At 54.8% G+C, this 13,286-nt stretch carries 12 protein-coding genes; 11 read left to right on the forward strand and 1 reads right to left on the reverse strand.

The genetic code is table 11. The features are described from left to right. Positions 1-56 precede the first annotated feature (56 nt). Complete coding sequence (locus tag TH2_RS01475) at positions 57-689, reverse strand: LysE family translocator (protein WP_008888615.1); 633 nt, start codon at positions 687-689, stop codon at positions 57-59. A 159-nt stretch (positions 690-848) separates the two neighbouring features. Between TH2_RS01475 and iadA the strand changes: the two genes are divergently transcribed. The 11 genes from iadA to TH2_RS01530 all read left to right on the forward strand — a co-directional run bounded on the left by iadA (position 849) and on the right by TH2_RS01530 (position 13,248). After that, complete coding sequence (gene iadA / locus TH2_RS01480) at positions 849-2,018, forward strand: beta-aspartyl-peptidase (RefSeq protein ID WP_008888616.1); 1,170 nt, start codon at positions 849-851, stop codon at positions 2,016-2,018. Positions 2,019-2,220: 202 nt separating this feature from the next. Next, positions 2,221-2,454, forward strand: coding sequence for a hypothetical protein (locus tag TH2_RS01485; protein ID WP_008888617.1), 234 nt, complete (start codon positions 2,221-2,223; stop codon positions 2,452-2,454). Then, positions 2,451-3,038: an RT0821/Lpp0805 family surface protein gene (locus TH2_RS01490; protein WP_008888618.1), complete on the forward strand. Its 588-nt coding sequence runs from the start codon at positions 2,451-2,453 to the stop codon at positions 3,036-3,038. The genes TH2_RS01485 and TH2_RS01490 overlap by 4 nt, the downstream gene beginning before the upstream one ends. Before the next feature lie 236 nt (positions 3,039-3,274). Next, positions 3,275-3,571: an SCP2 sterol-binding domain-containing protein gene (locus TH2_RS01495; protein WP_008888619.1), complete on the forward strand. Its 297-nt coding sequence runs from the start codon at positions 3,275-3,277 to the stop codon at positions 3,569-3,571. A 33-nt stretch (positions 3,572-3,604) separates the two neighbouring features. Further along, positions 3,605-4,273, forward strand: coding sequence for a DUF6134 family protein (locus tag TH2_RS01500; protein ID WP_008888620.1), 669 nt, complete (start codon positions 3,605-3,607; stop codon positions 4,271-4,273). Positions 4,274-4,297: 24 nt separating this feature from the next. Beyond that, positions 4,298-5,638 (forward strand): OmpP1/FadL family transporter, encoded by a 1,341-nt coding sequence (locus TH2_RS01505; protein ID WP_238538639.1) that lies wholly within the window; start codon positions 4,298-4,300, stop codon positions 5,636-5,638. A gap of 96 nt (positions 5,639-5,734) precedes the next feature. Next, the gene (locus TH2_RS01510; RefSeq protein WP_008888622.1) at positions 5,735-7,426 is read left to right on the forward strand and encodes a long-chain-fatty-acid--CoA ligase; all 1,692 of its coding nucleotides are present in this window, start codon (positions 5,735-5,737) and stop codon (positions 7,424-7,426) included. 104 nt (positions 7,427-7,530) lie between these two features. Continuing rightward, positions 7,531-7,935: a MerR family transcriptional regulator gene (locus TH2_RS01515; protein ID WP_008888623.1), complete on the forward strand. Its 405-nt coding sequence runs from the start codon at positions 7,531-7,533 to the stop codon at positions 7,933-7,935. A 45-nt stretch (positions 7,936-7,980) separates the two neighbouring features. Then, positions 7,981-9,117, forward strand: a complete 1,137-nt coding sequence (locus TH2_RS01520) for a thiolase family protein (RefSeq protein WP_008888624.1) — start codon at positions 7,981-7,983, stop codon at positions 9,115-9,117. Further along, positions 9,117-11,441, forward strand: coding sequence for a 3-hydroxyacyl-CoA dehydrogenase/enoyl-CoA hydratase family protein (locus tag TH2_RS01525; RefSeq protein WP_008888625.1), 2,325 nt, complete (start codon positions 9,117-9,119; stop codon positions 11,439-11,441). Before TH2_RS01520 ends, TH2_RS01525 begins: the two co-directional genes overlap by 1 nt. A 22-nt stretch (positions 11,442-11,463) precedes the next feature. Further along, on the forward strand, positions 11,464-13,248 hold the full coding sequence (locus TH2_RS01530; RefSeq protein WP_008888626.1) for an acyl-CoA dehydrogenase C-terminal domain-containing protein: 1,785 nt from the start codon (positions 11,464-11,466) through the stop codon (positions 13,246-13,248). Positions 13,249-13,286 lie beyond the last annotated feature (38 nt).

A 13,286-nucleotide genomic window follows, 5' to 3' on the forward strand; every position in this document is an offset into this window, starting at 1 on the left:
TCGCGATGGTGGCGCGGACAGAAATTCAGTTCAGCATAAATTCAAAAATCGGGCTTTCAGGCCGCAACAACACCACACAATACCCGGAGCGCAACCAGCACAAACAGAACGGCAATGATCCGCTCAATCCAGGCAGCGTGATCGCGCAACCAAGGCAACACCGCCCCGTGCGACAATCCGACGGCGACAAGGCAATACCACGCCCCGTCGATTACAGCGGCGGTGAACGCCAGAAGGAACTTGCCGCCCCATTCAAACTCGGGCGAAACAAACTGGCTGAAAAGGGCCAGGAAAAACAGCGCGATCTTGGGATTGAGAAACGCAATCATGAACCCGTCGCGGGCGGCCTGCAGGATCGAACCTGATACCTTGCCCGCACTATCCACATCAAACTTCGCACCCGCCTTTGCACCGCGCCACGCCTTGATCGCAAGCCAGATCAGATAAAGCGCACCCAGGATACTGACGGCATTGTGAAAGACCGGCACTGTCTGAAACAGGATGCCAAGTCCGGTCATGGTGATCACAGCATAAAAGCCGATACCCAGTGCATGCGCCAGAGCGCAGGAAAATCCGGCCTGGCGGGAATGACCAACAGAATAGCGCAATACAACGGCCAGACTTGGACCCGGTGTCATTGCGCCCAGAACACAGATGGTTGCAACCGACAACCAGGCGGCGAAGCTCATAACGTTTCCTTTGGGTGACGCAGGTTTATTCCCGCTTGGTTTTATCGAAAGCTATCTGCTTGCCAGAACCGTTTCAACGGAAATGAACTGTCGCTATGATGCGCATCCGCGCCAACCTGCCACCTGAACACAGCATTTCGTAAAATACGGTTTTAAAACATGTTTCTGTTGCTCAAGAATGCCAACGTCTTCGCCCCGACGCCGCTTGGCATCAATGATATCCTGATCTGTGACGAGAAAATTGTCGCCATTGCCCCGGATTTGGTGATTTCTGTTCCGGCCGAAATCAAGACCATCGACCTTGGCGGCAAGATGACCGTACCAGGCTTTATCGACGGGCATGTCCATCTGATCGGGGGCGGTGGCGAAGGCGGATTTGCCACGCGTACGCCCGAAGTTGCGGTTGGCAAACTGATCGAGGCTGGCATCACATCCGTTTGCGGATTGTTGGGCACAGACGCCGCCACCCGCCACATCGCGTCGCTGTATGCCAAGACCAAGGCGCTTCGAACCGAAGGTATCTCTGCCTGGTTCTTCACAGGTGGTTATCGCGTGCCGTCACCAACCCTGACCGGCAATATCGGTCATGACGTCACGTTTCTGGATGCCTGTATCGGTTTGAAAACGGCGATCTCCGACCACCGCAGCAGCCAAAGCACGGTTGAGGAGCTGGCCCGCATCGCATCACAATCGCGCGTTGGCGGTATGACATCGGGCAAGTCCGGATCGGTTGTCGTGCATCTGGGCGATGGTGGCGGGCACTTTGATCCCCTGATTGCTGTGATCGAGCAGACCGAAATCCCGATCGGCCAGTTCATCCCGACCCACGTCAACCGCAAGCGCGCTCTGCTTGATGCGGCCAAGCTCTGGGCAAAGCGTGGCGGCAATATAGATTTCACCACCGGGATTGATGTCGAAGCCGATCCCAAGGGGGCGACCAAAACATCGACCAGTATTGCCGAATGCCTGGCCGATGGCGTTCCGCTGGATCGCGTTTCAATGACATCGGATGGCAACGGGTCACTGCCGGACTTTGATATTGATGGCAATATGATCGGGCTTTCGGTGGCTGGCTTTGAAACCGTGCCGCGCGAATTTGCCGATCTGGTCGAAGTCGAAAAGCTTGATATCCCGACCGCCTTGGCCCCGATTACGATCAATCCGGCACGCATGCTGGGCCTTGCGGCACATAAAGGGCAGCTCAAGGTCGGCTATGATGCCGATATCCTGGTTTTCGATGATGCTTTAACCCCCGATAGCGTCATTGCACGCGGAAAACCGGCCATGATTGCCAAGGAACGACTGCTCCGCGGCACTTTCGAAGATTAATTTGGTCTTTAGACGGGATTACGGCAGTTAAAAACGCACCGAAAACCAATAATTTGCGAATTTGGTGCCTTTTTATCGTCATATCTGCCCCAAATAGCCCCCAATGCGGCCAAACCTCGTGCCTATTTCCCCGGCAAGCTTTGCAATCAGACACAGGTCCATGAATGACCTGTGCCCAAAAACCTTGGAAAGGACACGAGAGATGCGACAGACAGCCATGATTTTGGCCGTTGCAAGCGCATTGGGGCTTTCGGCTTGTAGCGGATTGAATGACCGAGACCAGAAAATGCTGAGTGGCGGCGCGATTGGTGCCGGTGTGGGTGCTGTTGGCACCGTGATCACCGGTGGCTGTGTTACCTGTGGCGCGGTAATTGGCGGCGCGGTGGGTACCGGTGCGGGCTATATCATGCACGAGAATGAGAAGGCCCGGAAATGATGAAACGGATCATTCTTCTGGTCGCTGCGTTCGGCCTAACCCTGCCATTCGCGGCACCTGCGCCCGTTAAGGCCGACCCGCCGTCATGGGCACCTGCCCATGGCTATCGTGCCAAGCAACACAAAGGGCACAAACGCAATTATAGCCGCCACGGTAACGAGCTTTTTGTCTCCGACGGTGGTTTCCTGCGCTGTAACCGTGATGTGGTTGGCGCCATCATTGGTGGTGGCACAGGCGCGGTTCTTGGTTCAACCATCGGCAAGGGAAGCGGCCGGGATGCGGCCATGATTGGTGGTGCCATTCTTGGCTTGCTCAGTGGCTACTCGATTGGCCAGAGCCTTGATCAGGGTGATCTGGCTTGTACCGGCTATGCCTTGCAGCGTGCCCCTGATGGGCAGGCCGTCCGGTGGCAAAATCCCGATTCGCAACACAGCTATAATGTTGTGCCGACCAACAGTTGGCGGAACACCGACGGACGCTATTGCCGCGAGTATAGCGCAACAGCCCGAATTGGTGGAGAACTGCGGAAAACATACGGTACGGCATGCCGCCAGGCTGATGGTTCCTGGCAAATCGTGTCCTGAGAACCGAACACGCGCCAAGCATATTTCAATCTGGGGCCACGCCTCGCAAGAAGCCCGGCACAGCCGGGCTTTTTTTGTATGTTATCTGATACGTAGCGCATCTTAAATTATTTCAATTCAATGTCTTATAGGTGGCTGTACTCTCGCAACCGTTATTTGTTTTACGTTAACGTCACTTTGGGTTACAGTCCTGTCATAATCAAAACAAAAATACCTGCTGACTGAGGGAGGCGTTCGTGGATGACATCCTCGAAACCGTAAAAGAAAAACTGCCGCAACTGCGCGGTCTCAATGCTGTCGTCGCCTTCGATTGTGGCGATGATGGACATATCGTGATTGATGCTACCGGCGACGAGCCGGAAATCAGTGATGATGATCCGTCCGATGCCGATTGCATTCTCAAGATCAAGAAAGCCAACCTCGAAAAGCTGATCGCCGGAAAGCTTGACCCGATGCTTGCCTTTACCATGGGCAAACTGAAGATCAAGGGCTCCATGGGTGTGGCAGCAAAGCTGTCATCGATACTCGACTAGCTTTGTCGGTATGGTCTGTTTGACGAGGGAAACATGCGCAGTCGCATCGCAAAAGGCAGCATATCGGCCCTGATTGCCGGCTTTACGATTCAATATGCCACCGCGTCGCTGGCATCCGGATCGGAAATGCTCAATTTCCGTGTCCTCAAGGACGGGGAGCCGATCGGTTATGAAACCGTCGAAATTAAACCAACAGCGACCGGTCAAACCGTCACGGTCAAAACCCTGACCGATGTGCGGGTTTTGTTTTTGAAATTCCATTACGACCATCAGCGCACCGAACAATGGCAGGACGGAAAGCTGATATCCGTCGAAACCACCACCAATGATGACGGCACACACTACACCTGGCAGGCCAGTTATGACGAAGATTGTTATGCGCTGGCGGGCAAAGGTGTCGGGAAACGCGAGGCCTGTGATGCGGCATGGCCGCTGACCCTGTGGCACGAGGATGTCACGGGCAAAACCGATCTCTTTAGCGTCATCAATGCCGAACCGTACACTGTGCACACTCAAAGGGTTGGCGAAGAAAGCGTCATGGTCGAAAGCCGGGAAACACCGGCAGTCCATTACGAAATGTCTGGCGATGTCGAACGGCACCTCTGGTACGGCACCGACGGAAAACTGCTCAAAACGAGTTTTAAAAGGAAGGGTTACGACATCGATTTTATCAGGGTCGATGCGACAAACCCTCAGCAATAAAAGCGGGCGTTTTAAATCAAAGATTTGAAACGTTTAAAGATTAGGGAGAAACAGATGTCCTACTTCAAGAAGAGCTGCCTTTGGGGTGCAGCTTCGGGTACTGCACTTCTATGCGCGCTTGCCACTGTTCGCACAGCGCACGCATCGGGTTTTCAGGTCCGCGAAACCAGTGGCACCTTGCAGGGTTCAAGCTTTGCGGGGATGACCACACTCTCAACCGACGCATCGACGATGTCCTACAACCCGGGCACGGTTGGCCAGTATAAAGAAACCAGCTATAGCGCAGGTATTACGGTCATTCGGCCTGTGGCGAAGGCAACCAATATAGCTGCAACAAGCAGCAGTTTAACCTCTATTACCCAAACTGGTGGCGACTATAAAGATATGGCGCAAGATGCCGCCGTACCAAATGCGCATGCAGTATGGAAGCTGAAAGAAAACATCAATTTTGGTGTTTCGATCACGGCACCTTGGGGCCTTGTTACAGACAACGACTCAGATTTTGCTGGTCGCTTCTTTGGTACCACGTCGAAAATCAAGACCGTCAACATCAAACCCGTCATTGCATACCGATTTGACAACGGCCTAAGCATTGGGGCAGGACCACAGGTACAACATTTCGAAGCCTCTTTGAGCAAAGCAGTGCCCGCACTTGGCGGACCTGTTGCCGAGGGCAACTCTACTGTTGAGGGCGACGACGTCGGATATGGCTGGACCGCGGGCCTGAATTGGGAAATGACCGAAGATACGCGCTTTGGGCTATCCTATAACTCCGAAGTCAAACACAAGCTTGAAGGTGACATCACGTTTGATAGCGCCGCCAAAGGACTGGCAACGCCGTATACTGATCGGAAAGCTACCGCGAAGATCACAACACCTGAAGCCATTGCATTTGGCGCGTCTCACGATTTCAATGATCAGTGGACCGTGATGGGGGATCTCCAATGGACAAACTGGAACTCCGTCAAAGATCTAGTATTTAACTACGATGGTCTGATCAACAGCAACCTTGCTACAAGTAGTAGCACAACGGAAAACTACCACTGGGGCTCATCATGGTTTGGTGCACTTGGTGCGCGCTATCAATATGATGAAAACTGGTCCTTCACCGGTGGCGTGGCCTATGACGAAACCCCGATCAAAACCCGGAACCGTAACGTTCGTCTGCCAGATTCCAACCGCTACTGGGTATCACTTGGTGCAACATATAAGGCGGCCGACTGGGCGGATGTGACATTGGGTTACACGCACATCTTTGCTGATGAGGCACGGGTAGATCACGCGTCGTCATCGCTCGGCAACTTTGCAGCCGACTACGAAGCCAAGGTCGACATCATCGCGTTGCAGGCGAAATTCAAGTTCTGATTTGCTATACTGTCCGATGCGGGGTGCTTTGGCGCACCGCATCGGGCTCCCTTTTTTTGCCCGCAAAGTGACGTTAACGTAATGGAGTTAACGCAAGTGAACAAAGTAAACGTCCAAGAATCCCCGATCCTGCGCGATGGCGTTGATATCAGCTCGCCGGTAAGAACCTGCCCGGTTCATGAGATTTTCGACAAAGCGGCGGCACGGTTTCCGTTGCGCCCCTGTCTGGATTTCCTCGGTCGGGTCTATGATTACAAGACCATTTCCGAGCAAATCGACCGTGCTGCCGAAGGCTTCAAACAGCTTGGCGTGCGCAAGGGTGACAAGGTCGGGCTGTGCCTGCCCAATACGCCCTATTACGTGGTTTGCTATTACGCGATCCTGAAATGTGGCGGTGTGGTTGTGAATTTCAATCCGCTCTATGCCAAGCGCGAGATCGCCTATCAGATCGAAGATTCAGGCTGTCGCCTGATGGTGACGCTGAACCTCAAACAGATCTATCCCAAGGTGGCAGCATGCCTTGATGAAACCTGCCTTAAGCGGATCGTGGTCTGCGAAATGAGCGGCATCTTGCCGCCGGTTAAAAGCGTTCTGTTTTCGCTGTTCAAGCGCAGCGAACTGGCCGATGTGCCAACGGATTTGCGTCACATCCCCTATTCACGGGTCATCGGGTGCAAACCGATTGATCGCGTGGTGGATATCGATGTGAACGATCTGGCGGTTCTGCAATATACCGGCGGCACAACCGGGCGCCCGAAGGGTGCGATGCTGACCCATGCCAATCTGAGTGCAAACGTTGATCAGCTAACCCGCTGGATGCCAGACGCCAAACCGGGCCACGAAGTGACCCTGTGCGTTTTGCCATTCTTCCATGTTTTTGCGATGACCGTGGCGCTCAACACATCGGTCAACCTTGGTGCGGAAATGGTGTTACAGCCCCGCTTTGAGTTGGGTTCCCTGATCAAGGCGCTGGACAAGAAAAAGGCCACCATCTTCCCGGGTGTTCCGACGATCTATACGGCGATCAACAATTCGCCGGAAACACTCAAATACGATCTGTCACACATCCGTTGCTGCATTTCGGGCGGTGCGCCGCTGCCGGTTGAAGTCAAACACCGGTTCGAGGAGATTACCGGCTCCAAGGTGGTTGAGGGATATGGCCTGTCAGAGGCCAGCCCGGTCTGTACTTGCAACCCGCTTAAGGGTGAGAACAAGGAAGGCTCGATCGGGCGACCGTTGCCCGGAACCGAGATCGAAATCAGGTCTCTGGATCGGCCGGATACGGTCGTCGCTCTTGGCGAAAAGGGTGAGGTCTGTATTCGCGGGCCGCAAGTCATGCCTTGCTACTGGCAAAACGAAACAGCCACCAACGAGACATTTGTCGATGGTTGGTTGCGGACCGGTGATGTCGGTTATCAGGATGAGGATGGCTACACCTTCCTGGTTGATCGTCTTAAGGATGTCATCCTGTGCAGCGGCTACAACGTTTATCCGCGTGCCATCGAAGAGGCACTTTATCTGCATGACAAGGTTGCCGAAGTCACCTGCATCGGGATCCCCGATCAATATCGCGGTCAGGCGCCAAAGGCGTTTGTTCGCCTGAAAGACGGTGTCACCGATGTGACCGCCGAAGATCTGCGGGCATTTCTGGATGACAAGATTTCAAGAATCGAAATGCCGCACGAAATCGAAATTCGCGAAGAACTTCCCAAAACCATGGTCGGCAAACTGTCGAAAAAGGAACTGGTCGAGGAAGAACGACAAAAGAGGGAAGGAAATACGGTTTAGTTGCAATGCGTTGGCGTCACGATACACACACTGAAAAAACTTAAGTGACGTTAACGTAAACTAATTGACGTATACTGAAAAATAGATACCATAAGGGGCGAACAATGACAAAAATTGACGAACGGTTTTATACCGTTCCCGAACTGGCCGACGATCTTGGCATCACGCCGCGCACCATCCGGTTTTACGAGCAAAAGGGGCTTTTGAACCCGCAGCGTGCCGGCACCACCCGGGTCTATACCCGACAGGATCGCGCCAAACTGCTCCTCATTTTGCGGGGCAAGCGACTGGGCTTCAGCTTAAGAGAGATCGCGGACTACCTTGATCTTTACGGCGCAGACCCAACCCAGGCAGAGCAGATCAAGATGCTTCTGGAACGCGTTCGGGAACGGATTACTGACCTGGAAGAACAGCGTCAGGCACTGGAAGTCACTTTGGATGAACTGCGTGATATCGAACAGCAATCGGTTGATGCACTTAAAGAAAAGGGACTCGATCCGGAATCGTAACAAGTTTCCCGGATCAGAGGACATCTCAGGAAGGAAGACATAGCCATGACCAACGCCGTAATTGCCGGATATGTCCGGTCGCCCTTTACCCCGGCCCGCAAAGGGGCCCTTGCAAAGGTCCGCGCGGACGATCTTGCGGCACAGGTCGTCAAAGGTCTGGTCGAAAAGACCGGCATTGATCCCAACGCGATCGAGGACCTGATCCTTGGTTGTGCCTTCCCGGAAGGCGAACAGGGATTAAACGTTGCCCGCCTGATCACTTTTATCGCCGGTCTGCCGCGTTCTGTTGGTGGCGTGACGGTCAACCGTTTCTGCGGATCGTCCATGCAGTCTATCCATCAGGCCGCCGGCGCAATTGCGATTGGGGCTGGCGATGTCTTTATCTGTGCCGGCGTCGAAAGCATGACCCGGGTACCGATGATGGGCTTTAACCCCCTGCCCAACCCGGAGCTTTATAAAGCCATGCCCGAGGCCTATATGGGCATGGGCGATACGGCCGAAAATGTTGCTGCCAAATACAGCCTGACCCGTGCCGATCAGGAAGCCTTTGCAGTTGAAAGTCACAAACGTGCCGCCGCGGCACAGGCTGCTGGCAAATTCACGGATGAAATCATCCCGATCCAGACCAAGGATGGTGTTGTTTCCGAAGATGGCTGCATCCGCGCAGAAACAACCGCCGAAGGCTTGGCTGACCTGAAACCTGCCTTTAAGGCAGACGGTGTTGTTACTGCGGGGACCTCTTCCCCGCTGACCGATGGTGCGTCGGCTGTTCTGGTGTGTTCCGAAGACTATGCCGCCAAAAACGGCCTGACACCGATTGCACGTATCAAGTCGGTTGCAGTTGATGGCTGTCTTCCGGAAATCATGGGCATTGGCCCGATTGGCGCATCGAAAAAGGCGCTTTCGCGAGCCGGCCTGACCTCGGCCGATATTGATGTCACCGAACTTAACGAGGCGTTTTCGTCCCAGGCCATGGCAAGCATTTCCGAATTGGGTCTGGATGGTTCCAAGGTCAATATTGATGGCGGTGCACTGGCAATTGGTCACCCACTGGGTGCGACCGGTGCGCGTATCGTTGGCAAGGCGGCTGCAATCCTCAAACGTAATGGCGGCAAATATGCGCTGGCGTCCCAGTGCATCGGCGGAGGTCAGGGGATCGCGACCATTCTGGAGGCGATGTAATGACCACCATTAAACAGGTCGCCGTTATTGGCGCCGGTGTTATGGGGGCGGGGATCGCTGCCCATATCGCCAACTCCGGGACACCTGTCCTGCTGCTTGATGTCGTGCCCGAAGGTGCGAAAAACCGTAATGCGGTTGCCGAGGGCGCGGTTGCCAAGATGCTGAAAACCGACCCGGCCCCGTTCATGTCCAAACGGGTCGCAAAGCTGATCACATGTGGCAATATCGAGGATGACCTTGATAAAATCGCCAAATGTGACTGGGTGATCGAGGCGGTCATTGAACGCCTTGATATCAAGCAGGACCTGTATCGCAAGATTGATGCGGTCCGCGCCAAGGAGTCGGTGGTGTCGTCAAACACATCGACCATTCCGCTCGCAACCCTGATTGACGGGATGGACGAGAGCTTCGCACAGGACTTCATCATTACCCACTTCTTCAATCCGCCGCGCTATATGCGCCTGCTGGAGCTGGTTGGATCGGGTGTCACCCGCGATGATGTGATTGATGCGGTTGCCGATTTTGCTGATCGCAAACTGGGCAAGACCTGTGTCATCTGTCATGACGAACCGGGCTTTATCGCCAACCGTCTGGGTGTCTACTGGATTCAGGCCGCCATGGTTGAGGCCATGGACCGCAAACTGACGGTCGAAGAAGCCGACAGCGTCATTGGCCGTCCGTTTGGCATCCCCAAAACCGGCGTCTTTGGCCTGATGGATCTGGTTGGTCTTGATCTGATGCCCCATGTGCAATCAAGCATGGCTGGACTCCTTGATAAATCCGATCCGTTCCATGCGATCTATCGCGAAAGCGAGTTGGTCAACAAACTGATTGCCGATGGCTATACCGGCCGCAAGGGCAAGGGTGGTTTCTATCGCCTGAACCGTGAAGGCGGTGAGAAGGTCAAGGAATCGGTTGATCTGCAAACCGGTGAGTTTGCCAAATCCGAAAAGGCCCGTTTGGGCAGTGTCCGCGCCGCTGGAAAAGACCCGCGCAAGATGATGGAAGCCTCTGACAAGGGTGGCCAATATGGCCGGGCTGTCATGGGCAAGACGCTGGCCTATGCGGCCTATATTGCCGAAGTCGCTGCAAATTCCATTGTCGATGTCGATGATGCGATGAAGCTTGGTTATGCTTGGAAAACCGGACCGTTTGAACTGATTGATGCCATTGGCGTCGATGCCCTGATTTCGATGCTCGAAGAAGACGGCGTTGAAGTTCCGGCATTGCTGAAAAAGGCCGCAGGCAAGTCGTTCTACGAGGTCGAAGACGGTGATCTTTATTACCTCGGCTTTGATGGCGAATATGCCAAGGTCACCCGCCCGGATGGCGTCATCCTGCTTGAAGATATCAAACGCAAATCCGAACGGGTTGCCGGCAACCGCGCCGCATCGCTTTGGGATATCGGTGATGGCGTTGCCTGCCTTGAATTCCATACCAAGATGAATGCGCTTGATGCCGATGTGCTTGGCGCGATCAAGACATCGATCCGAACTGTCAAAAAGCAGTTCAAGGCGATGGTTATCTATAACGAAGCAAGCAACTTCTCAGCCGGGGCAAACCTCGGTCTGGCACTGTTTGCCGCCAATATCGCCGCATGGCCGGAAATTGAAAACCTCGTTGAAACCGGTCAGGAAACCTACAAGGCGCTTAAATACTCGCCGTTCCCGGTCGTTGGCGCGCCAAGCGGCCTTGCCCTTGGTGGCGGGTGTGAAGTTCTGCTGCATTGTGATGCAGTTCAGGCGCACGGGGAAACCTATATCGGGCTTGTTGAGCCCGGTGTGGGTCTGATCCCGGCCTGGGGCGGATGTAAGGAAATGATCCGTCGCTGGGCGGAAAATCCGAAGTTTGTCAAAGGCCCGATGGCTCCGAGTGCCAAGGCGTTTGAGATCATCTCGGTCGCGACCGTTGCCAAATCGGCGATGGAGGCCAAGGAAAACCTGTTCTTCCGCGAAACTGACGGCATCACCATGAACCGCAACCGTTTGCTGGCCGATGCCAAGGAACGCGCACTGTCGATGGTTGATGGTTACGAAGCCCCAGAAGAATTCACCTATCGTCTGCCGGGCACAACCGCCCGGGTGGCCTTTGAAATGGCGGTCGATGGTTTCCATCGCCTTGGCAAGGCCACCGATTATGACCGCGTGGTCGCCGGTGAATTGGCAAAGGTTCTGGCCGGTGGCGATACAGACGTGACCGAGGAACTTTCCGAAGACGACATTCTTGAACTGGAACGCGAAGGCTTCATGCGTCTGGTCCGTAATGAAGGCACCATGGCCCGGGTTGAGCATATGCTGCTGACCGGCAAGCCGCTGCGCAACTGACCGGTCCGGGAGGAAAAGTAAAATGGCTGAATATAAAGCACCCCTGCGCGACATGCGCTTCGTCCTGACCGAGCTGTTTGATTTCAACGATATCAATCAGATGCCCGGTTGCGAGGATTTTACCCCCGATGTGGTCGATGCGGTTCTCGAAGAGGCCGCGAAAGTCTGCGAAGAAGTCCTGTTCCCGATCAACCGGTCGGGCGACGAGGAAGGCTGTAGTTGGGATGACGGCGTCGTCACAACCCCCAAGGGCTTCAAGGAAGCTTATCAGACCTTCGCCGAAGGTGGCTGGACCGGGATTGCCTGTGACCCGAAATATGGCGGTCAGGGCGCGCCGAAATCCATCAATGCCCTGGTCGAGGAAATGATTTGTTCGACCAACCTGTCCTTTGGCATGTATCCGGGTCTGTCCTTTGGCGCCTATGCCGCCCTTCACAGCCACGCAGCGGACGAACTCAAGGACAAATTTCTGCCTAAGATGGTCGATGGCACCTGGTCGGGGACCATGTGCCTGACCGAGCCGCATTGCGGTACCGATCTTGGCATCATCAAGACCAAGGCAGAGCCGCTTAACGACGGGTCCTATGCGATTTCCGGTACCAAGATCTTTATCTCGGCCGGGGAACATGACCTGACGGAAAACATCATCCACCTGGTTCTGGCCAAACTGCCTGACGCCCCAAGCGGCACCAAGGGCATTTCGCTTTTCCTTGTGCCAAAATTCATGGTCGGTGATGACGGATCACTTGGTAATCGCAACGCGGTCAAATGCGGTTCCATCGAACACAAGATGGGCATCAAGGCATCTTCGACCTGCGTCATGAACTTTGATGGCGCGGTTGGTTATCTGGTTGGTGAACCCCATCAGGGCATGCCCGCCATGTTCACCATGATGAACCAGGAACGCCTTTCGGTTGGCATTCAGGGTCTTGGCCTCGGCGAAGCCGCCTATCAGGGCGCACGTGCCTATGCCAAGGATCGCCTGCAGGGCCGTGCCCTGACCGGTGCGAAATCCCCGAACCAACCAGCGGATTCCATCATCGTTCATCCCGATGTGCGGCGCATGCTCCTGACCGCCAAGGCGACCAATGAAGGCTGCCGGGCGATGGGCATGTGGGTGGCACGCGCACTTGATACCGCCAAACACCACGAAGATCCGGTCAAACGCGAAGAGGCTGACGAGTTCGTTCAACTGATGACCCCGATCGTCAAGGCGCTGTTCACTGACTGGGGCTTTGATAACACCAACCTTGGTGTTCAGGTCTTTGGCGGGCACGGCTATATCCGTGAATGGGGTATGGAACAATATGTTCGTGATGCCCGTATCGCCCAGATTTACGAAGGCACCAACGGCATTCAGGCTCTTGACCTTGTCGGGCGAAAAATGCCGAGCAAAGCCGGTCGTTATCTGCGTCGCTTCTTCCATCCCGTGCAGGAATATATCGAAGCCAATGTTTCGAATGGCGACCTTGGCGAATATGTTCAGCCGCTGGCGAAAGCCTTCATGCGCCTGCAACAGGCCACCGGTGAACTGGCCCAGCGGGGCATGAAAAACCCCGATGAGGCCGGCGCTGCCGCCACCGAATTCCTGCGTCTGTTTGGTCTGGTTGCTGTCGGCTTCATGTGGGCCCGGATGGCGGAAATCGCACTCGCCAAACAGGGTGATGACGAAGACGGGTTCTATAAGGGCAAGCTGATCACGGCCAAGTTCTATATGGAACGTGTGCTTCCGCAATCAGGTGCCCTGTTCAGCCAGATCATGTCGGGATCTTCGACCATGATGGCGCTTGACGAGGAGCTGTTCTGATCATGGCTGTGGGCCGCATGCATAAAGACCTGTCACCC

This window comes from Thalassospira profundimaris WP0211 (assembly GCF_000300275.1).
In the GTDB taxonomy this organism is placed as follows: domain Bacteria; phylum Pseudomonadota; class Alphaproteobacteria; order Rhodospirillales; family Thalassospiraceae; genus Thalassospira; species Thalassospira profundimaris.